Origin of the sequence: Thiomonas bhubaneswarensis (assembly GCF_001418255.1) — a bacterium.
Taxonomy (GTDB): Bacteria; Pseudomonadota; Gammaproteobacteria; order Burkholderiales; family Burkholderiaceae_C; genus Thiomonas; species Thiomonas bhubaneswarensis.
On sequence record NZ_LIPV01000001.1, the window covers coordinates 523,103 to 542,382 of the forward strand.

At 66.1% G+C, this 19,280-nt stretch carries 19 protein-coding genes; 8 read left to right on the top strand and 11 right to left on the bottom strand.

Features of this window, described 5'->3' with window-relative positions:
• From gmhB to ASC45_RS02525, 6 genes are all read right to left on the bottom strand, one after another.
• Window positions 1–561, bottom strand: coding sequence for a D-glycero-beta-D-manno-heptose 1,7-bisphosphate 7-phosphatase (gene gmhB / locus ASC45_RS02500; protein WP_055449428.1), 561 nt, complete (start codon window positions 559–561; stop codon window positions 1–3).
• 22 nt (window positions 562–583) lie between these two features.
• Entirely contained in the window at window positions 584–2,710 is a 2,127-nt protein-coding gene (glyS, locus tag ASC45_RS02505; RefSeq protein WP_055449429.1) for a glycine--tRNA ligase subunit beta, read from the bottom strand.
• 62 nt (window positions 2,711–2,772) lie between these two features.
• On the bottom strand, window positions 2,773–3,717 hold the full coding sequence (gene glyQ / locus ASC45_RS02510; RefSeq protein WP_055449430.1) for a glycine--tRNA ligase subunit alpha: 945 nt from the start codon (window positions 3,715–3,717) through the stop codon (window positions 2,773–2,775).
• Window positions 3,718–3,774: 57 nt separating this feature from the next.
• Window positions 3,775–6,339, bottom strand: a complete 2,565-nt coding sequence (locus ASC45_RS02515) for a penicillin-binding protein 1A (RefSeq protein WP_055449431.1) — start codon at window positions 6,337–6,339, stop codon at window positions 3,775–3,777.
• 110 nt (window positions 6,340–6,449) lie between these two features.
• Entirely contained in the window at window positions 6,450–6,992 is a 543-nt protein-coding gene (locus ASC45_RS02520) for a hypothetical protein (RefSeq protein ID WP_174514691.1), read from the bottom strand.
• A 41-nt stretch (window positions 6,993–7,033) separates the two neighbouring features.
• The gene (locus ASC45_RS02525) at window positions 7,034–7,420 is read right to left on the bottom strand and encodes a hypothetical protein (RefSeq protein WP_055449433.1); all 387 of its coding nucleotides are present in this window, start codon (window positions 7,418–7,420) and stop codon (window positions 7,034–7,036) included.
• 221 nt (window positions 7,421–7,641) lie between these two features.
• Between ASC45_RS02525 and ASC45_RS02530 the strand changes: the two genes are divergently transcribed.
• The gene (locus tag ASC45_RS02530; RefSeq protein WP_281173287.1) at window positions 7,642–8,709 is read left to right on the top strand and encodes a YVTN family beta-propeller repeat protein; all 1,068 of its coding nucleotides are present in this window, start codon (window positions 7,642–7,644) and stop codon (window positions 8,707–8,709) included.
• A 14-nt stretch (window positions 8,710–8,723) separates the two neighbouring features.
• On the top strand, window positions 8,724–9,773 hold the full coding sequence (locus ASC45_RS02535) for a sterol desaturase family protein (RefSeq protein WP_055449435.1): 1,050 nt from the start codon (window positions 8,724–8,726) through the stop codon (window positions 9,771–9,773).
• Here the strand turns inward: ASC45_RS02535 and ASC45_RS02540 are convergent.
• Both ASC45_RS02540 and ASC45_RS02545 read right to left on the bottom strand, forming a co-directional pair.
• On the bottom strand, window positions 9,761–10,708 hold the full coding sequence (locus ASC45_RS02540; RefSeq protein WP_055449436.1) for a cation diffusion facilitator family transporter: 948 nt from the start codon (window positions 10,706–10,708) through the stop codon (window positions 9,761–9,763). The two genes, ASC45_RS02535 and ASC45_RS02540, sit on opposite strands and share 13 nt — an antisense overlap.
• Window positions 10,709–10,715: 7 nt before the next feature.
• Entirely contained in the window at window positions 10,716–11,036 is a 321-nt protein-coding gene (locus ASC45_RS02545; RefSeq protein WP_055449437.1) for a DUF1840 domain-containing protein, read from the bottom strand.
• 370 nt (window positions 11,037–11,406) lie between these two features.
• Between ASC45_RS02545 and ASC45_RS02550 the strand changes: the two genes are divergently transcribed.
• The 4 genes from ASC45_RS02550 (at window position 11,407) to ASC45_RS02565 (ending at window position 14,740) form a co-directional block, all read left to right on the top strand.
• A complete protein-coding gene (locus tag ASC45_RS02550) occupies window positions 11,407–13,035 on the top strand; it encodes a cytochrome ubiquinol oxidase subunit I (protein ID WP_055449438.1) in 1,629 nt (542 codons plus the stop codon).
• Between the two features lie 6 nt (window positions 13,036–13,041).
• Window positions 13,042–14,175, top strand: a complete 1,134-nt coding sequence (gene cydB, locus ASC45_RS02555) for a cytochrome d ubiquinol oxidase subunit II (protein WP_055449439.1) — start codon at window positions 13,042–13,044, stop codon at window positions 14,173–14,175.
• Window positions 14,176–14,264: 89 nt separating this feature from the next.
• Window positions 14,265–14,474, top strand: a complete 210-nt coding sequence (locus ASC45_RS02560) for a hypothetical protein (protein ID WP_055449440.1) — start codon at window positions 14,265–14,267, stop codon at window positions 14,472–14,474.
• Between the two features lie 59 nt (window positions 14,475–14,533).
• A complete protein-coding gene (locus ASC45_RS02565; protein ID WP_055449495.1) occupies window positions 14,534–14,740 on the top strand; it encodes a hypothetical protein in 207 nt (68 codons plus the stop codon).
• A 25-nt stretch (window positions 14,741–14,765) separates the two neighbouring features.
• On the opposite strand, the gene ASC45_RS02570 is transcribed toward ASC45_RS02565, so the two are convergent.
• A complete protein-coding gene (locus ASC45_RS02570) occupies window positions 14,766–15,389 on the bottom strand; it encodes a bifunctional 4-hydroxy-2-oxoglutarate aldolase/2-dehydro-3-deoxy-phosphogluconate aldolase (protein ID WP_055449441.1) in 624 nt (207 codons plus the stop codon).
• Window positions 15,386–17,269: a phosphogluconate dehydratase gene (edd, locus tag ASC45_RS02575; protein WP_055449442.1), complete on the bottom strand. Its 1,884-nt coding sequence runs from the start codon at window positions 17,267–17,269 to the stop codon at window positions 15,386–15,388. Before edd ends, ASC45_RS02570 begins: the two co-directional genes overlap by 4 nt.
• Window positions 17,270–17,527: 258 nt before the next feature.
• Here edd and ASC45_RS02580 point away from each other — a divergent pair, with 258 nt between their 5' ends.
• Window positions 17,528–18,520 carry a glucokinase gene (locus tag ASC45_RS02580; RefSeq protein WP_055449443.1) on the top strand — a complete coding sequence of 331 codons (993 nt, stop codon included), beginning with the start codon at window positions 17,528–17,530 and terminating at the stop codon, window positions 18,518–18,520.
• Window positions 18,521–18,833: 313 nt separating this feature from the next.
• Here ASC45_RS02580 and ASC45_RS15925 read toward each other — a convergent pair whose 3' ends face one another.
• Complete coding sequence (locus ASC45_RS15925; RefSeq protein ID WP_211263338.1) at window positions 18,834–18,989, bottom strand: hypothetical protein; 156 nt, start codon at window positions 18,987–18,989, stop codon at window positions 18,834–18,836.
• A 59-nt stretch (window positions 18,990–19,048) separates the two neighbouring features.
• On the opposite strand from ASC45_RS15925, the gene ASC45_RS02585 reads away from it, so the two are divergent.
• Window positions 19,049–19,280: transposase (locus ASC45_RS02585; protein ID WP_174514692.1), on the top strand; the 232-nt coding region annotated here is incomplete at its 3' end.

Genomic DNA, 19,280 nt, shown 5'->3' on the forward strand with positions numbered 1-19,280 from the left:
TCAGGCCTTGTCGGGCGAGGCCTTCACCTGCAGCAACCAAGTGGCAAACGCCGCCAGATCGTCATGCACTCGCGTGCCCACCGGCAGATTGCCCAGGTCGGCGATGCGCTCGCCCTTGCCGGTGCGCACCAGATGCAGGCTGCAGCCCAGCGGCTGCGCGGCCTGCAGGTCGCGCACACTGTCGCCCACCGCGGGCACGCCTTCGAGGTTTTCGAGCTCATATCGGCGGGCGATGTCCTGGAACAGACCGGGCTTGGGCTTGCGGCAGCTGCAGTGATCTTCCGGCGCGTGCGGGCAAAAGAAAATGGCGTCGATGCGCCCGCCCACCGCAGCCAGCGCCTTGAGCATCTTGCGATGAATGGCGTTGAGCGTATTCATGTCGAACAGCCCGCGGCCGATGCCAGACTGATTGCTCGCCACCACCACATGCCAGCCTTCGTGGTTCAGTTGAGCGATGGCCTCCAGGCTGCCGGGAATGGGCACCCATTCATCGGGCGACTTGATGAAGTCGTCGCTGTCGTGATTGATGACGCCGTCGCGGTCGAGGATGAGCAGTTTCATGCGGTGATTGTCGTGCAGGAACTCACGCAGCGAGGCGCGACAGGTCGGCGACCTGGTTCATCGCGCTCTGCAGCCGCGCCAGCAAGGCCAGACGGTTGGCACGCAGCGCGGGATCTTCGGCGTTGACCATCACCTGATCGAAGAAGGCGTCCACCGGGGCCTTCAGCGCGGCCAGCGCCTTGAGCGAGGCGGTGTAATCGGCCTGGGCGTAGGCCGCGTCGGCCTGGGGGGCAATGGCCTGCAACGCCTGCGCCAGCGCCTGCTCGGCGGGCTCGATGAGTCGACTGGGGTCGATCGCATCGGCGCTGACCGCGACTTCGGATTTTTTCAGGATATTGCCCACCCGCTTGTTCGCCGCAGCCAGCGCTGCCGCCTCGGGCAGCGCGGAGAACGCTCGCACCGCGTCCAGCCGGCGCGGCACCTCAGCCAGCATTTCTGACCGAAGCGCCAACACGGCATCGACTTCCTGCGCGGTATAGCCCTGCTCGCGCAACGCATTGGCCAAACGCTCGAGCACAAAGGCCGCGACCTCCTCGCTTGCATCCAGGTATCCAGCCACACCCTGAAACGCCGCGTTACCGATGGCCAACAGCGCGGTCAGTGGCAGGGAACGCAGGACGTTTTCTTTCTCGATCAACATGCGCACGATGCCCAGCGCATGACGGCGCAGCGCGAACGGGTCTTTGTCACCGGTGGGACGCTCGCCGATGCCGAACAGGCCGACCAGCGTCTCGGTTTTGTCAGCCAGCGCCACTGCCAGGCCCACATCGCTTCGCGGCAGGTGGTCGCCCGAAAAACGCGGCTTGTAGTGGTCTTCGATGGCCTCGGCGACGAGCGCATCCTCGCCGTCGTGCAGGGCGTAGTACCGGCCCATGATGCCTTGCAGCTCGGGGAATTCGCCCACCATATCGGTGAGCAGATCGGCCTTGGCCAGCAACGCGGCGCGCTCGGCCAGCGCAACGGGACGGGCCGGGACGATTTCTGCGGCGATCGCCCCGGCGATTGCGCGCACGCGGCGCATGCGTTCACCCTGCGACCCCAACTTGGCGTGATAGACCACCTTGTCCAGACCGGGCACGCGGCTTTCGAGGGTGCGCTTGCGGTCCTGCTCGAAGAAGAACTGGGCGTCGGCCAGGCGCGGGCGCACCACGCGCTCGTTGCCCTGAATGACCGCGCTGGGGTCGGCGGGCGAGATGTTGCTGACGACGAGGAAACGATGGGTCAGCTTGCCCTCGGCGTCGAGCAGGGGAAAGTATTTCTGGTTGGCCTTCATCGTCAGGATGAGGCACTCCTGCGGCACGGCAAGAAAGGCGGGATCGAACTCGCACCGCAGCACATTGGGGCGCTCGACCAGCGCGGTGACTTCGTCGAGCAGCGCAGGATCATCGATGGGGCGCAAATGCTCGCCTGCTGCTGCCGCCGCTGCGCTCAGCTGGCGGGCGATGGTGTCGCGGCGCTCGGCGAAGTTGGCGATCACCGCGCCCTCGGTGCGCAGTTGCTCCGCGTAGCCGTCGGCATGCCGCAGGGTCACCGGGTCGGCGCTGGCTTCGAAGCGATGGCCTTGCGTTTCGCGTCCCGCCGTCAGCCCCAGCGCCTGCACCGGCACCACGTCGGCGCCATGCAGCGCGACCAGGCCATGTGCGGGGCGCACGAATTTCACCGTGGTCCAGCCGTCGGCCAGTTGGTAGGCCATGACCTTCGGGATGGGCAGTTTGGCGATAGCCTCGGCCAGCGCCTTCTGCAAGCCGTCGGCCAGCGAGGCGCCGGGTGCCACGGTGTCGATGAACAGCGTCTCGGCCTTGCCTTCGCCTTCGCGCCGCAGGCGAGGGGCGGCGTCGGCATCCAGCCCCAGGGCGCCGAGCTTTTTCAGTAGCGCCGGGGTGGGTTTGCCGTCGGCATCGAGCCCCACGGCCACGGGCATGAGCTTTTGCGCCAAGGCCCTGTCGGCCGCCTTGGCGGCGACGGCGGTGATGTGGGCCGCCAGGCGGCGCGGGCTGGCATAGGGCGTGACCACGCTGTCGGCGGACGCCAGTCCCTGGGCCTGCAGACTCGCGGCCAGAGTGTGGGCGAAGGCCTCGCCCAGCGCGGGCAGGGCCTTGGGCGGCAGTTCTTCGACGAAGAGTTCGACAAGCAGATTCTGTGTGTTCATGGCAGGCAGTTGCGGGCCGCCGTCGGCCCGCGACAGGGCGCGGGCGAGGCGTGCGGCTGACGTCAGGCGGCTTTTTTCTGGGCGAGTTGGGCAGAGACTTCGTCGGCCCAGCCTTTCGGCGCCAGCGGGAAGCCCAGGCGGGCGCGGCTGTCGAGGTATTCCTGCGCCACGCCGCGCGCGAGGTTGCGGATGCGGCCGATGTAGGCAGCGCGCTCCGTGACCGAGATGGCGCCGCGGGCGTCGAGCAGGTTGAAGCTGTGGGCGCACTTGAGCACCTGCTCATAGGCCGGCAGCGCGAGCTGTGCGGCCATCAGGAGCTTGGCCTGCCTTTCATGGGCGGCGAAGGCGGTGAGCAGAAAGTCCACGTCGCTGTGCTCGAAGTTGTAGGTACTCTGCTCGACTTCGTTCTGGTGGAACACGTCGCCGTACTTCAACAAAGCCTTCTGCCCTGCAACGTCGGTTTCGGTCCACACCAGGTCGTATACGCTCTGCACGCCCTGCAGATACATGGCAAGACGCTCCAGCCCGTAGGTTATTTCGCCGGTGAGAGGCCTGCAGTCGATGCCGCCGACCTGCTGGAAATAGGTGAACTGGGTGACTTCCATGCCGTTGAGCCAGACCTCCCAGCCCAGCCCCCAGGCGCCCAGCGTGGGGTTCTCCCAGTCGTCCTCGACGAAGCGCACATCGTTGGTCTTGAGGTCGAAACCCAGCGCTTCCAGACTGCCCAGATAGAGGTCGAGAATGTTCTCGGGCGCGGGCTTGAGCACGACCTGGAACTGGTAGTAGTGCTGCAGCCGGTTGGGGTTGTCGCCGTAGCGGCCGTCTTTCGGGCGGCGGCTGGGCTGCACATAGGCGGCCTTCCACGGCTCGGGGCCGAGGGCGCGCAGAAAGGTGGCGGTGTGGCTGGTGCCCGCGCCCACCTCCATGTCGTAGGGCTGGAGCACGGCGCAGCCCTGCCGGGCCCAGTAGGTCTGCAGGGTCAGTATGAGGTCTTGGAAGGTGCGCATGGAATCGGCCTTGAAGAAGCCGCCATTGTAGGAAGCACCGACCCTCCAACCCGCGGTTCAGGGCGTAAGGCGCGGCAGGATGGCGCCGGGCTGCAGCGCGGGTTGCTGCGGTACCGGCTGGGCGATGGCCGCGGGATGGGTGCCCGGCCCCTGACCGCGCACGCTCACCGTGGAGGTTCCCACCGGCACCCCGCCCGGCCCGACCAGCGCGCCGCCGCTGCCGGTGCTCACCCCGCCCGAAGCCAGCGGCCCGGAGGACGCCGACAACGGCAGTTCAGGGTCGATGGCCAGCGGCGGGAAGTTCTGCAGGAAATAGCCGGTGACGGCGCTGGACGAACTGGAAGCAAAGCCGGTGGCCGGGTTGACCTGGGCGCTGATGATGCCCGGCGGCACGGGCCACGGCACGTCGGGCTTGCCTTGGAGGGCGACGCGCATGTAGTCCATCCAGATCGGCAGCGCGGCCTTGGCGCCCTGCTCGCCGCGGTAAAGGTCGCGCTGGTTGTTGTAGCCCATCCAGGTGATGGCCACGAGATCGGGGTTGAAGCCGTCGAACCAGGCGTCGTGGAAGTTCTGCGAGGTGCCTGTCTTGCCCGCCAGATCGACACGGCCGAGCGACAGCGCCGCCGCGCCCGTGCCATGCTGGATCACAGCCTGCAGCATCTGGGTGGTGAGGAAGGCGTTGGCCGCGCTGATGATGCGCGGCGCGCTCTGTCCAGCGATCACCGGCTTGTGGGCGTAGACCTCGGCGCCATGGGCGTCGACGATGCGCTTGATCAGATAGGGCTCGACCAGCGAGCCGCCGTTGGCGAACACGGCGTAGGCGGTGGCCATCTGCAAGGGCGTGAAGCTGCCCGCACCCAGCACCATGGTGGGATAGGGCGGGATCTGATCGAGCGGCAGACCGAAGCGCGAGGCGAACTGTCGGGCGTAGGGAATGCCCACGGCCAGCAGCACCTTGACCGCGCAGACGTTGTCGGAGTGCGCCAGCGCCAGCGAGGCGGGAACGGCGCCGAGGCGCTCGTTGTCGTAGTTGTGCGGCGTCCATGGCGGCTGACCCGGGCCGGGGTTGAGGGTGATGGGCGAGTCGTCGATGATGGTGGTGGGCGCCAGACCCTCGTCCACTGCGGCCGAGTAGATGAAGGGCTTGAAGCTCGAACCCGGCTGGCGGAAGGCCTGGTTCACATGGTCGAACTTTTCCTGGTTGTAGTCGAAGCCGCCGACCCAGGCGCGCACCGCGCCGTCTTTCGGATCGAGCGACACCAGCGCCGACTGCACGTCGGGCATCTGCGCCAGGCGCCAGCCCTTGGCGAGCTTCTGCAGCCAGACCACCGAACCACGATCGATGCGCTGCTTGGCCGTGGCCTTGGGCGACAGGCCAGCGGCCGCGAACCTGAGCGCATCGCCGCTGAGTTCGACCGTGTTGCCCGTTGCCAGCACCGCCTCGACCAGCTTGGGGCTGGCGTGCAGCACCACGGCGGGGTAGAGGCCGCCGGCAGAATCAAAGGCCTTGAGCGCCTTGGTCGCCGTGCCCAGGGCGTCGGCATCGTGCGGCGGCAGGTCGATTCTCGCCTGCGGGCCGCGCCAGCCGTGGCGCTGGTCGTAGGCGAGCACACCGCTGTGCACCGCGCTCACCGCGGCGGCCTGATCCTTGTCGTGCAGGGTGGTGTAGACCTTGTAGCCATCGGTGTAGGCCGACTCGCCAAACCGCGCCACCATGATCTCGCGCACCTGTTCGGCCGCGTAGTCGGCGTCCACCTTGTAGCGCAGCAGGCCCTGTCCGGCCACCACGTCGAGCGGCGCATGCATGGCATGGTCGTATTCGGCGCGGGTGATGTCGCCCAGCGCCAGCATGCGGCCGAGCACGTAATGCTGGCGAATCAGCGCCGCCTTGATATTGGTCTGCGGGTTGAAGGCCGACGGCGCCTTGGGCAGGCCCGCAAGCACGGCGATCTGCGCCAGGCTGAGCTGGTCGAGCGGCTTGCCGTAATACACCTGCGAGGCGGCGGCCACGCCGTAGGCACGCTGGCCGAGATAGACCTGATTCAGATAGCGCTCAAGAATCTGGTCCTTGCTCAGCTCGTGCTCGATCTTGTAGGCCATCAGCGCTTCGGTGAACTTGCGCAGCGGCGTTTTTTGCGGGCTGAGATAGAAGTCGCGCGCCACCTGCATGGTGATGGTCGAGGCCCCCTGCACGGCGGCGCCATGCATCAGGTCGGCGAGCGCGGCGCGGAACACGCCGCTCCAGTCCACCGCGCCATGCTCGTAGAACTGCGAATCTTCGGCCGCGAGAAAGGCCTGGCGCACCCGCAGCGGAATCTGGTCGAACGGCACCACGGTGCGGCGCTGCACGCCGAACTCGCCGATCAGCGTGCCCTCTGCCGTGTACACCCGCAGCGGCAGATCCGGCCGGTAGTCGGTGAGCTCGCTCAGCGCGGGCAGGCGCGGATACAGCATGACCACCGCGAACACCAGCCCGAGCAGCGCGGCCACGCCCAGCAGTACCGCGCCGAGCAGCAGCCTGAGCCAGAGGGGACGAGACGAGGGCTTGCGCCGGGCTCGCTTGCCGCCGCCCGAAGGCTGGGGATTCGAGCCCGCGGGCGTGTTGTCAGCAGGGGTACTCATGGTCGCGGGGCATGATAGCCGCCGCATCCGTCAAAACACCCGCCATCCTGTGACCAGTTGTGACTCCGAGTAACGATGCGAAGCGCGCTGCAGCGCACGGCGGTGCGGCATCACTGCGCCGGGGGGTAGGCCGGTTGATAGCTGGGCTGGGCAGGCGCCGGTTGATACGACGGCTGCGCCGGGTAGGCTGGTGGGGGCGGTGGCGCCACGTAGCGCGGCGCGGCATACCCCGGCACCTGCGCGCCACGCGCATACATGCACTGCTGATACGCAATGTTGTAGGCACGCTGGGCGCCGCCCTGGGTGTCGCTGTAAGTCCCCGCGCCACCAGCGCTTCCCGCGAGCAGGCCGATGCCCGCCCCCACACCGGCGCCCTGGCTGTTGCCGCCGATCAATGCGCCCGCCGCAGCGCCGATGCCGGTGGCCAAGGCCGCCGAGGTGACGCCGGAATTGCTCGCTCCCGCCTGATAAGGCGCTGCTTGCTGCGCCGCATATTGACGGCAGCTGGCGTCTATCGCCTGAAACTGCTCGAAGGGCATGCCGGGCGCCGGCATGACGGCGATCGTGGGACCGAGCGGGGCCGTGGCGCATCCTCCCAGCAGCAGCGCGCCCATGGCGGCGGGAAGGAGAAAAAGCGGGCGGGTGAGTCGCATGATGGTGTCTCGCGGAAATTTGGAAGTCTTGAGAGTGAGCCTCATTTGGCCGGGGCCGCAGGGGTGGCTGGCGTGGGAGACGCAGGAGGCGTCGCAGGCACCGGAGTCCAGCCACCGGGGCAGGTCGAAACGTAAGGGTAATAGCCCGCCGGGTTCCGGCAGTAGTACCAGAACGACTGCGGCGCCGGGCCGGGCGGCAGAGACTGCACCACCACAGGCTGGCGCTCCACCACCACCGGTGGGCTCCAGCCATAAGCCGGGTAGGGGTCGTTCCAACCGTTGTACCAGCCGCCGCCCCAGCCGGGATACCAGAGCGAGCCGTAATAGACCGGTAGCCCCACGCCGATGCTCCAGAACACTCGGGCCTGCGCCAGCCCTGGCAATGCCAGCAGACCCGCCGCGGCCAGAGCGAGGAAGAAACGCTTCATGGGATAGACCTTTGCATGGCTGATTTGTCGTTCGATACGCCGGAGCTCGCTGGAGTTCCGGTGTCCTCCGTTCTGTTTAACGCACAGCCCCGCGCCAGGACGACAGCAAAAGGTGACACTTCGGTCAATTTTGATGGCTGTTCGATTGCAATGTGTTTCCGGTCAACAGGGTTCCATGATCGCGCGTTACAGTGGCGGCCGCAAACGCCCAATGCGGTGTGATTCTCTGTGGTGACCTGATGCGCAAAATCCTGATCGTTTTCGCGGCCCTGCTGGCGCATGCCGGCCTGGCCCTGGCCCAGCAAGACGTGGTCGTCGTGCTCGATTCGGGCGATGCGCGCATCACCCTGATCGACCAGGCCACGCGCCAGCCCATCGGCAGCTTTGCCACCGGCAAGGAGCCGCATCACCTCATGGCCACGCCGGACAACCGCGACCTCATCGTCGCCAACGCGGTGGGCAATGACCTCATGCTGCTCAACCCGCAGACGGGCAAGCCCATCGGCAGCGTGGCCGACATTCCAGACCCCTACCAGATCGGCTTTTCGCCCGACCACCGCTGGTTCGTGGTGAACTGTCTGCGCCTGAACCGGGTGGACATCTACCGCTACGACCAGGGCAAGTTTCTGCTCGCCAAGCGCATTGCCCTCAAGGCCCTGCCCAGCCACTTGGCCTTCACCGCCGACAGCAAGACGGTCTATGTCAGCCTGCAGGAGACCAACTCGGTGGCCGCCATCGACCTGCCCACGCAATCGGTGCTGTGGACCATGAAAGTGGGCGAAACCCCGGCCGGTCTGTGGCTCACGCCGGGCGACAAGACCTTGCTGGTGGCGCTGACCGGTAGCGACGCGGTGGTGGCGGTCGATCCGCGCACCCGCACCATCGTCAAACGCATCGTTACCGGCAAGGCGGCGCACAACTTCAGGTCGATGGCCGACGGCCGCCATGTGCTGGTCAGCAACCGGGTGTCCGACACCATCAGCATTCTCGACATGGACACCCTGACCAAAGTGGGCGACATCACCGGACTGCGCCCGGGCCCGGACGATATGGAGCTGTCCGCCGACCGCCGCTGGCTGTGGGTGACCTTCCGCTTCGCCCGTTCGGTGGGCGTGATCGACATGCAGACGCGCAAACTGGTCGACGTGATTCCGGTGGGCAAGTCGCCGCACGGCATCTACTTCTACAACCGGGCGCCGTTCTACGACAATCTGCCGCAGCCCAGCGCCAGCCCCTCCGGTCAGCCGGTGGCGCTGAGCCCGACGCTGTCGCTCCCCGCGGCACGCTGAGAGGCTGATTGGTCATGCTCAACCCCTTCGACTGGATCAGCCACACCACCAGCCTGCTGGTCGGCGAGGCGCAGACCTGGGTGTTCGTCACCCTGGTGCAGCCCGTGCTGTACCACTTCCACCTGATGGTCGACGACGATTTCGCCTACGACGGCGTACTGTGGTTCCTCGCCGGGTTGCTGCAGATCGCGCTGGTGTACGCAGTGCTGCGCCCGCTCGAAGCGCTGCGGCCGCTTGAGGTCTGGCCCGACCGCCGCGCGGTGCGTGTGGACGTGCTCTACACCTTCATCAATCGCCTGGGGCTGATCAACCTGGTGCTGTTCTTCACCCTGCAACCGGCTTTCGACAGTCTGCAGGAGTGGTTCCGCCTGCGCGGCATCGACAACCTCAACCTCGACGCGCTGTGGCCCGGCGTAACCGACCGACCGCTGGTGAGCTTTCTGATCTATCTCGTCGTGCTCGATTTCGCCGGGTACTGGTACCACCGTGCGCAGCACCAGATTCAATGGTGGTGGGAATTGCACGCGGTGCATCACAGCCAGCGCCAGCTCAGCCTTTGGGCCGACGACCGCAACCATGTGCTCGACGATGTGCTGATGGCCGCGTTCTTCGCCGCGCTGGCGCTGATCATCGGCGTGCCGCCGTCGCAGTTCGTCGCGCTGTCGCTGGTGTCGGGTGCGCTGCAGAGCCTGCAGCATGCCAACACCCGGCTGTCTTTCGGCTGGCTGGGCGAACGCCTGCTGGTGAGCCCGCGCTTTCATCGTCTTCACCATGCTATCGGCTATGGGCATGAACTCGGGCACCAGAACAACGCCCGGCTCTACGGCTGCAACTTCGGCGTGCTGCTTCCCTGGTGGGACGTGCTGTTTCGCTCAGCCGACTTCACAACCCCGCTGCAGCCCACGGGCGTGCGAGCGCAGCTTCCGGGGCCCGAGGGTCAGGGCGAGGATTATGGCCGGGGGTTCTGGGCACAGCAGTGGCTGGGACTGGTGCGCATGGCGCGTCATCTGCCCGGCGCCCAGCGCACGCCACCGGCCAACCGAACCCCGAATCAGGCCGTCTGACAAGGCGCGTGCCCGGCGTCCACGCAGGGGCCGAACTCGATCTGCACCGTGGCGTGTTCCACGCCCAGACGGTCGTGCAATTGCCGGTGTATGGCCTGCAAAGTCACGTCGGCCGGGGCGCCCGCGTCGAGGCGGGCGTGCAGGGTCACCATGGGCTGCGCTCCGTCGAGCGACCAGACGTGCACATGGTGAACCTCGGCCACACCGGCGACAGATGCCAGGCATTGCCTGACCTGGGCCGGCCCCACGGCCGAGGGCGCGCCTTCGAGCAGCACCTGCGCGCTGTCGCGGGTGAGCCGCCAGCCCGAGCGCAGGATCAGCGCGCAAACCAGCAAAGACAGCAGCGGATCGGCGATCCACCAGCCGCGCCAGAGTATGAGCAAGGCAGCCACCACCGCCGCCACCGAGCCCAGCAGATCAGACAGCACGTGCAGCCGCGCGCCGCGCTCGTTCAGGCTGCTGGCCCCTTCGAGGGCAAATAGCGCACCGATATTGGCCAACCCGCCGATCACGGCGATGACCAGCATCCAGCCGCCGTCCACCGCCTCGGGGTGCAGCAGTCGGCGCAAGGACTCGACCACCAGCGCCGCAGTCAGCGCCAGCAGCAACAGCCCGTTGACGAAGGCGGCCAGCGTCGGCCAGCGGCCATGGCCGTAGGTGAGCGCGGCACTGGGCGGACGCTGGCTAAGCCGCGCAGCCACCAGGGCGAAGGCCAGGGCCGCGCTGTCGGTCAACATATGGGCGGCGTCGGACATCAACGCCAGCGAGTTCACCCACCAGCCACCAGCGGCCTCGACGAGGGTGAAGATGCCGAGAATCAGCAGCGCCAGGCTCAGGCGGCGCACGCTGGCATCGGCGCCGTGGTGCGCGTGACCATGTCCGTGGTCGTGCGCTCCCGACGCGTCATGATGATGGTGATGATGCGATGCGCCCATATTCGCCTCATACGCCCCAGACGACGGGCACATCGGCCTGCTGGCAGCGCTTGAGCATCTGGATGAAGGGCCAGGCGCGCTGCTTGAGCCCGATGGGCTGCGCTGAAGACACCACCTGCCCATCGGCCGCCGCGGCATTCGCCGCCTCCTCTCGCGCCTGCTCCTCCTCGTTCACCGCAGCCTCGAGTGCAGCGATAGCCGCGGGCATTTCCGCAGGTTCGATGATGCCTTTCGCGCCCGCCTTGCCGATGATGGACAGAATGCGCTCGGCCGGACCCACGTTCATGAACAGATCGCTATCGGCCTTGGATTGGAATTTGTAGATCATGGGATGCGTCCTCTCGAGGGGGAGACGCCGACATGCCGTCTCTGCTGCGCATTGTGCCCGCCCCAGGGTGCGCTGTCATGGGCGCGTGCGCAGCCTTCATGGCCGTTCGCCCGTGACTCGACTTCGGGTCGAAACCCCAGCTCGGCCTGAGAAAAGTCGGCTAACTCCCTGTCGCTGCGACGTTTCGTCGCAGCGAAATGCTGCCGCAGGGCAACAGCGCTCTTAGGGGTTACCCTGATCTTGCTCCAAATCAAAAAAATGAGATACGTCGTCGCCTATCCTTGCCAGCGTTATTCGCTGCATGGGTCGTTTCGAGCGCGACGCGCCCATGCCGCGAAAACCAACCGATCGACACAACAGGAGCGCCAACATGATCGACACCCTCGTCGTGGACCTGTCGCGGTGGCAGTTTGCAGCCACCGCGCTGTACCACTTTCTCTTCGTCCCCCTCACCCTGGGCATCAGCTTCATGATCGCCGCCATGGAGACGGTCTACGTCACCACCGGCAAGACGATCTACCGCGACATGACCCAGTTCTGGGGCAAGCTGTTTCTCATCAACTTCGCCCTGGGCGTGGCCACCGGCCTGACCATGGAGTTCGAGTTCGGCACCAACTGGTCGTTCTATTCCAGTTTCGTCGGTGACATCTTCGGCGCTCCGCTGGCCATCGAGGGTCTGATGGCCTTCTTCATGGAGTCCACCTTCATCGGCATGATGGTGTTCGGCTGGAAGCGCCTGTCCAAGGGCCAGCACCTGCTGGTGACCTATCTGGTGGCCATCGGCTCGAACCTCTCGGCGCTCTGGATTCTGGTGGCCAACGGCTTCATGCAAGACCCCCAGGGCGCGGCGTTCAACCCCATCACCATGCGCATGGAACTGACCGACTTCGGCGCGCTGATCTTCAGCCATGACGCCCAGGCCAAGTTCGTGCACACCAGCATTGCCGGTTATGTGACCGCCGCAGTGTTCGTCGCCGGGGTCAGTGCTTGGTACATGCTGCGCAACCGCCACATGGAACTCGCCCGCCGCTCCTTCCGCATGGCTGCGCTGTTCGGCGTGCTTTCCACCGCTGGCGTCATTACCCTGGGCGATGCGCTGGGTTTCGTCGGCGCACACGCGCAACCGACCAAGCTGGCCGCCATGGAAGCCATGTGGCAGACGGAAGAGGCCCCCGCGCCGTTCAACGTCGTGGCCTGGCCGTCGCAGAGCGAGCAACGCAATGTCTGGTCGATCCAGGTGCCCTATGTGCTCACCCCGCTGCTGACCCACACCCTGACCAAGGTGGTCCCGGGGGTCGATCAGCTCGAAGCGAAAGCGGCTGAGCGCATCAAGAACGGCATCCCCGCAGTGGAAGCGCTCAAGCTGCTGGCCAAGAACCCCAACGACGCGGCAGCGATGGCGCAGTTCAAGGCGCATGAAAAAGACCTGGGCTATGGCTTCCTGGTGACGCGCTACGCGCCTGATCAGGATGTTTCCAAGGCCACCGAGGCCGACATCGCCAAGGCCGCCAAGGACACCATCCCCGAAGTCTCGGTCATCTTCTGGACCTTCCGCATCATGGTCGGCCTCGGTCTGCTGATGCTGGCGTACTTCATCTACGCCGCCATGCTCACCATCAGCAACAAGCTCGAAGCGCCGCAAAACCGCTGGTTCCTCAAGTTGGCGCCGTGGATGATTCCCGTGCCCTTCATCGCCTGCGAGATGGGCTGGATCGTGGCCGAAGTGGGCCGCCAACCTTGGACGGTGTACGGCATGCTGCCGACCTGGATGTCCGCCTCCAGCCACAGCGTGGGCTACATGATCTTCTCGCTGGTGGGCTTCGTTTCGCTGTATTCCATCTTCATCGCGGTCGAGATGTATCTGATGGTCAAGGCGATCAAGCAAGGCCCGGAGGAGCACGGCACGCCGTCCACCCCCGTCAGCCACAAACCGCAACCGTCTTTCGGCGGTGGCTTCGCCCCCAACCCGGCCGCTCCCATGAGCGCGCATAAGGAGTAAACAGTCATGGACTTGTATCTCATCCTTCAAGTCTTGTGGTGGGTCCTGCTCGGCGTGCTGTTCGTCGGGCTGGGCACCATGGTCGGCATGGATATGGGCGTGGGCACGCTGCTGCGCTTCATCGGCAAGACCGACACCGAGCGTCGCGTGATGCTCAACGCCATCGGCCCGCACTGGGACGGCAACCAGGTCTGGTTCATCCTCGGCGGCGGCGCCATCTTCGCCGCCTACCCTCTGATCTACGCCACCTCGTTCTCAGGCCTGTATGTGGTCATCCTGCTGCTGTTGTGGAGCATGATCGTGCGGCCTCTGGGCTTCGAGTACCGCAGCAAGATCGCCTCGCCCGGCTGGCGCAACGCATGGGACTGGACGCTGCTGCTCAGCGGTGCGCTACCGTTCATCATCTTCGGCGCCGCGATGGGCAATATGCTCATGGGCGTGCCCTTCCACTTCGAGTGGAACATGCGCTCGGTCTACACCGGCAGCTTCATCACCCTGTTCAACCCGTTCTCGGTGCTGGCGGGGCTGCTGTCGCTGTCGCTGTCGGTCTACATGGGTGGGGTGATGATGATGGGCCGCGCGCCTGAGCCGATCGCGGGCCGCGCCCGTGCTGCCGCCGGTTATGCCGCCCTGGCCGCCATCGTGCTGTTCGCGGTGCTGGGCGTGTGGGTCAGCATGGTCAACGGCTACAAGATCGTCAACTTCCCCGGCGCCGGTGTGCCGCAGACGCCGCTGCAGCAGACCGTGGAGCTCGTGCCCGGCGGCTGGCTGTCCAACTACAAGAACTATCCCATTCTCTGGGCCGTGCCGTTGCTGGGCTTTGCCGGCATGTTCCTCGGCTGGATGAGCGTGCGCGGCAACAAGCACACCCTGGCCTGGTGGCTGGGGGCGGTGTCGTGGATCGGCGTCGTGGGCACCATCGGCGTGGCCATGTTCCCCTTCCTCATGCCGTCGAGCTCCAACCCCTCGCAAAGCCTGACGCTGTGGAACTCCATCTCCAGCGAAACCACCCTGCTGTGGATGACCGGCTGGACCGTGGTGTTCGTGCCCATCATCTTCTGGTACACCAGCTGGGCGTTCTATGTCATGCGCGGCAAGGTCGATCCGAAGGAAGTCGAAGCCGATCCCCACGCCTATTGACGCCCGCGGGCCGAGCCGCCTCGGTTTTGCCCCCCACGGGGCAAACCCAGCGCGAAAGCCCGGCCCCAACTTGAGAGCAAGGACTCACCATGAAAAACTTTCTCTACTTCGTGCTTTTCCTGATCATAGCGTTGGTGGCGATCGTCATCGGCGTGATCATCGGCGACTACGCCTCGTGGTACTTCGCCTGGATCGTCGGCACCGCGATGATCGTGCTGGTTTCGGCCGCTTCGGGCGCGTTCTTTGACGCGCAGGAAGAAGATCGCCGCAATGGCGGCAGCCATACTCGCGGGCATTGAGCGCTCGCTCACCTCTTCAGGGCCAGGGCAACCTGGCCCTTTTTTTCACGGGCCCTTCCATGAAAAAGCTCTTTTTCCTCGCCCTGTTTCTTCTCGTCGGTGCCGCCGTGATCGCCCTGGGCATTCTGGTGGGCAGCAATGCCTCTTGGTACTTCGCCTGGATACTCGGCACCGCGTTCTTCGTGCTGCTGCTGGCGGGCGCCATCATGGCCTTCGAGCGGCTGGACGAAGCAGGCACCGCACCATCCCAAGACCCGAGGGCTTGAGACCTGGGGCCTGTTAACGGTGAGGTCAACGGCGGAGTGAGGCGGCTTGCCGGGCCAGCTCGGTAATGGCCTGCCAGTTGCGGGCTTCCATAGCCGCCTCGGGCGCTAGCCAGGAGCCGCCCACGCAGCCGACGTTGGGCAAGGCCAGATAAGCCCCCGCGTTGCCAGGATGGATGCCGCCGGTGGGGCAGAACAGCAGCTGCGGCAGCGGGCCGTGCAGCGACTTGAGCAGGGCCTGCCCTCCCACGGCTTCGGCGGGAAACAGCTTCAGCGCGGTGAAGCCCGCGTCCATCGCCGTCATGGCCTCGCTGGCAGTGGACACACCGGGCAAGAAGGGCCGCTCGCTGCGGCGGGCCGCCTCCAGCAGCGCCGGGGTCAGACCGGGGCTGATGCCGAACTGCGCGCCTGCCTCCTGCGCCCGCAGCCAGTCGGCCGGGTTCAACACCGTGCCGGCACCGACCAGCGCGCCGGGAATCTGCTGGCGGATGCTGGAGATGGCCTCGAGCGCGGCAGGCGTTCGGAGCGTGATTTCCAGCGTGCGCAGGCCGCCCGCGATCAAGGCATGGGCCAGATCGACGGCGAGCGCAGCGTCGCGCACAACCAGCACCGGCATGACCGGCGCGGCGCGCAGCAATTCATGCGGGGTCATGCTGTGGCTCCGGTTTCGACTTTGGATTCTGCCGACGCGTCATGCCAGTCGGGATGACCGAAACTGGCAGCGCCCTGTTCGGCGCCATCGACGTGCTGGCGGAAGGCGGCGAACAACTCGCGCCCCAGGCCAGTCTGGTTGCGGCTGAGGTCGATGCGCTCGGCGGTACGCGCAGCCCAGACCTCGGTCGGCACTTCGACGTTGACCGTGCCGTCCCGTCCGTCCAGGGTGATCATGTCACCGTGGCGCACCTTGGCCAGCGCCCCGCCGTGGGCGGCCTCGGGCGTCATGTGGATGGCCGAAGGCACCTTGCCCGAAGCGCCCGACATGCGGCCGTCGGTCACCAGCGCCACCTTGAAGCCGCGGCCCTGCAGCACGCCCAGCGTGGGCATGAGTTTGTGCAGCTCGGGCATGCCGTTGGCAGCAGGGCCCTGGAAGCGAATGACGGCGACGAAATCGCGTTCAAGTTCGCCGCGCTTGAAGGCGGCCAGCAACTCGTCCTGATCGTCGAAAACGATGGCCGGTGCGGTGACGACCTGATGTTCGGGCTTGACTGCGGAGATCTTGATGACACCCCGCCCCAGATTGCCGGTCATGAGCTTGAGCCCGCCATCGGGCGCGAACGGCTCGGCCGCCGGGCGCAGGATGGCCGGATCGAGCGAGCGCTCGGCGCCCTCTCGCCACACCAGCCGTCCGTCGTCCAGCCCCGGTTCCTGCGTGTAGCGGGCCAGGCCGGGGCCGGCCACGGTCCGCACATCGGGGTGCAGCAGCCCGGCGCCCAGCAACTCGCGGATGACGAACGCCATGCCACCTGCCGCGTGGAACTGGTTCACGTCGGCCTGACCGTTGGGATAGAGCTTGGTGAGCGTAGGCACCGCCTTGGAAAGATCGTCGAAATCGGTCCAGTTGATGTCGATGCCCGCAGCACGCGCAATCGCCACCAGATGCAAGGTGTGGTTGGTCGAGCCGCCGGTGCACAACAGGCCGACGATGCCGTTGACGATGACCCTTTCATCGACTAGTTCGCCGATGGGCGTGTACTCCGGCCCCTCGGCCGAGATCGCCACCGCACGGGTGGCGGCCGCGCGCGTGAGCGCTTCTCGCAGCGGCGTGCCGGGGTTGACGAAGGCCGAGCCGGGCAGGTGCAGACCCATGATTTCCATGAGCATCTGGTTGGAATTGGCCGTGCCGTAAAAAGTGCAGGTGCCCGCGCTGTGATACGACTGCATCTCCGCTTCGAGCAGCTCGGCGCGGCCGATTTTGCCTTCGGCATACAGCGCGCGAATGCGGGCCTTCTCGTCGTTGGGCATGCCGCTGGTCATGGGGCCGCCGGGCACGAAAATGCCCGGCAGATGGCCAAACGCCAGCGCGCCGATGAGCAGCCCGGGCACGATCTTGTCGCACACGCCCAGGTAGAGCCCGGCGTCGAACATCTGATGACTCAAAGCCACCGCCGTGGCCATGGCGATGACGTCGCGCGAGAACAGCGACAGCTCCATGCCCGTCTGACCCTGGGTGATGCCGTCGCACATCGCGGGCACGCCGCCTGCGAACTGGGCCGTGGCGCCCGCGGCCAGCGCCGCCTCCTTGATCCAGGGCGGAAAGGCGCCCAGCGGCTGGTGCGCCGACAGCATGTCGTTGTAGGCGGAGACGATGGCCAGATTGGGCCGCGACTGCGCGCTGACGTCCTTGAGCAGCACCTTGGCCGCCACGGGCGCCGCGGCGATCGCGTGCGCCAGATTGGTGCAGGAGAGCTGGCTGCGCTCGACCTTGCTGCCCCGCGCACCGCGCACCCGCGACAGGTAGTCTGCACGCCGCTGGCGGCTTCGCGCTTCGATGCGTTGGGTGACCGCATTCAATACTGGATGTAAAGCTGGCATGACTTTAATCTCTCAGTGACGCACACCATGAGGTGGCGAAAGCCAGGGCAAAACTGCGGTGCAGGTCCGCACCCCAAGCCCACAGGCGCCTATGTTGCCGAGGTTTCATTGTGCCCGCATTGCTTTGCTCCCGGAGCCAAATCCATCCCCAACCCACCTCGCCATCATCCCATGCCCTCATGAACAATCTGAGTTGAAGCAAAACGCAGACCACCCGACAAGAACCCAGTCGATGCAGCAGCGTAGGAGCCCAAAACCATGCCTGTCGAACCTTTCCATCCTGCAACCCGCCTCGTAGGTGACGTCGGCGGCACCCATGCCCGCTTCGCCCTGCTGAGCGCGCAAGGGCTGAGCGACATCCGCGTGCTGGCCTGCGCCGACCACGCCACCTTCGCCGATGCGCTAGGCAGCTACCTTGCCGCGGTCGGCGCAACCGGGGTGCGGCATGTCGCCATCGGCATTGCCAACCCGGTGTATGGCGATCATGTTCAGATGACCAACCATGACTGGGCCTTTTCCATCGCCCAGACCCGCGCCGATCTGGGCCTGGAGACCTTTTTGGTGCTCAATGACTTTGCCGTGCTCGCGCGCGCGCTGCCCGAGTTGCCCGCAAGCGAGTTGGTTCAAGTGGGCGGCGCCGCCGCCGTGGCCGACGCTCCGCTTGCGTTGCTGGGTGCGGGCACGGGACTGGGCGTCTCGGGCCTGATTCCGGCGGCAAGCGGCGGCTGGGTGCCGCTGGCAGGCGAAGGCGGCCATGTCAGCTTCGCGCCGTACGACGAGCGCGAGGTCGAGGTCTGGCGATTGGCACGCGCTCGCTTCGGCCATGTCTCGGCCGAGCGCCTGCTCAGCGGCGCGGGCTTGACCTTCCTGCATCACGCGCTCGGGCGCATCGCCGGGCAGACGCCGCCCGAGCGCAGCGCCGCCGACATCACCCGTCTGGCTCTGGACGGCAGTGACGCGCTCTGTCGCGACACGGTGACGCTGTTCTGCACCCTGCTGGGCACGGTGGCGGCCGATCTGGCCATCACCCTGGGCGCGCGCGGCGGGGTGTACATCGGCGGCGGCATCGTGCCCAAGCTGGGCAATTTCTTCGTGCGATCGCCCTTCCGACAGCGTTTCGAGGACAAGGGACGCACCTCCGCGTATCTGCGCGACATTCCCGTCTGGGTCATCCACAGCCCGTGGCCCGCACTGCTCGGCGCGGCCGCAGCGCTCGATCAGGCCTTGCAGACTGCAGCGAGCGATCGTTGACTCGGCCCGCCGAAGCAGGCCGAGCCCTGTAGGGAGAGACTAAAGCTGAGAATCCAACCCATTGCAAATCAAGTAGTTGGAGAACTTGCGCGGGCATAAGTTGAGACGGCTTCAGGCATAAAGCGAGAAAAACCTCCAGTCGACTCTGAAGGTCCTCTCAGCCCAGCCACCAAACAGGCGCCATGCCCATGGGGCAATACATGGCCGAAAGGCAACTAGCCATTTCGTCGCGCGGTTTCACGCATCGGAGTTTCAAGTCTATCGCCATCTAGCTCTGAGGCAAATCACCTAATTCAAGCTGGCGCAGCTCATCTCATCCGGCCTCTTGCAAGGCCTCAACCTTGGCTATCTGAAAACGAGCGGTAATGTCCCCGGGCGTGGTGTAAGTCTTTGAAGCGGTGAGCTGCGAAGGGCGTAGCCCGGAGCAGCTCACCGCGCGCCGGTCGTCCCTGGTGATGGGGGTGGCCATCGTGAAGTCCGGATAAGGTTGAGGTGCGAACCCACCAACTTTGTCTGAAGGAAACCACGATGACCCACGCCCCTATCGCATTGACCGAGCTCGCTGAGAAGGGGGCCGATGTCGACGTGCTGCGCCAGATGGTGCAGTTCATGGCCCAGCGCCTCATGGAACTCGACGTCGAGGGGCGCTGCGGCGCCGGCTACGACGAGAAGAGCGCCGCCCGGCTCAACCGCCGCAACGGCTACCGCGATCGCACCTGGGACACCCGAGCCGGCACGGTCGAGCTCAAGATCCCCAAGC

Bases quoted from the DNA above. Each gene is read 5' to 3' on its own strand.
- ASC45_RS02545 (WP_055449437.1), bottom strand. From the start codon at position 11,036: ATGATCTACAAATTCCAATCCAAGGCCGATAGCGATCTGTTCATGAAC.
- ASC45_RS02550 (WP_055449438.1), top strand. From the start codon at position 11,407: ATGATCGACACCCTCGTCGTGGACCTGTCGCGGTGGCAGTTTGCAGCC.
- ASC45_RS02565 (WP_055449495.1), top strand. From the start codon at position 14,534: ATGAAAAAGCTCTTTTTCCTCGCCCTGTTTCTTCTCGTCGGTGCCGCC.
- ASC45_RS02540 (WP_055449436.1), bottom strand. From the start codon at position 10,708: ATGGGCGCATCGCATCATCACCATCATCATGACGCGTCGGGAGCGCAC.
- ASC45_RS02520 (WP_174514691.1), bottom strand. From the start codon at position 6,992: ATGCGACTCACCCGCCCGCTTTTTCTCCTTCCCGCCGCCATGGGCGCG.
- ASC45_RS02515 (WP_055449431.1), bottom strand. From the start codon at position 6,339: ATGAGTACCCCTGCTGACAACACGCCCGCGGGCTCGAATCCCCAGCCT.
- edd (WP_055449442.1), bottom strand. From the start codon at position 17,269: ATGCCAGCTTTACATCCAGTATTGAATGCGGTCACCCAACGCATCGAA.
- glyQ (WP_055449430.1), bottom strand. From the start codon at position 3,717: ATGCGCACCTTCCAAGACCTCATACTGACCCTGCAGACCTACTGGGCC.
- ASC45_RS02525 (WP_055449433.1), bottom strand. From the start codon at position 7,420: ATGAAGCGTTTCTTCCTCGCTCTGGCCGCGGCGGGTCTGCTGGCATTG.
- ASC45_RS02580 (WP_055449443.1), top strand. From the start codon at position 17,528: ATGCCTGTCGAACCTTTCCATCCTGCAACCCGCCTCGTAGGTGACGTC.
- glyS (WP_055449429.1), bottom strand. From the start codon at position 2,710: ATGAACACACAGAATCTGCTTGTCGAACTCTTCGTCGAAGAACTGCCG.
- cydB (WP_055449439.1), top strand. From the start codon at position 13,042: ATGGACTTGTATCTCATCCTTCAAGTCTTGTGGTGGGTCCTGCTCGGC.
- ASC45_RS02535 (WP_055449435.1), top strand. From the start codon at position 8,724: ATGCTCAACCCCTTCGACTGGATCAGCCACACCACCAGCCTGCTGGTC.
- ASC45_RS02560 (WP_055449440.1), top strand. From the start codon at position 14,265: ATGAAAAACTTTCTCTACTTCGTGCTTTTCCTGATCATAGCGTTGGTG.
- gmhB (WP_055449428.1), bottom strand. From the start codon at position 561: ATGAAACTGCTCATCCTCGACCGCGACGGCGTCATCAATCACGACAGC.
- ASC45_RS02570 (WP_055449441.1), bottom strand. From the start codon at position 15,389: ATGACCCCGCATGAATTGCTGCGCGCCGCGCCGGTCATGCCGGTGCTG.
- ASC45_RS15925 (WP_211263338.1), bottom strand. From the start codon at position 18,989: ATGGCCACCCCCATCACCAGGGACGACCGGCGCGCGGTGAGCTGCTCC.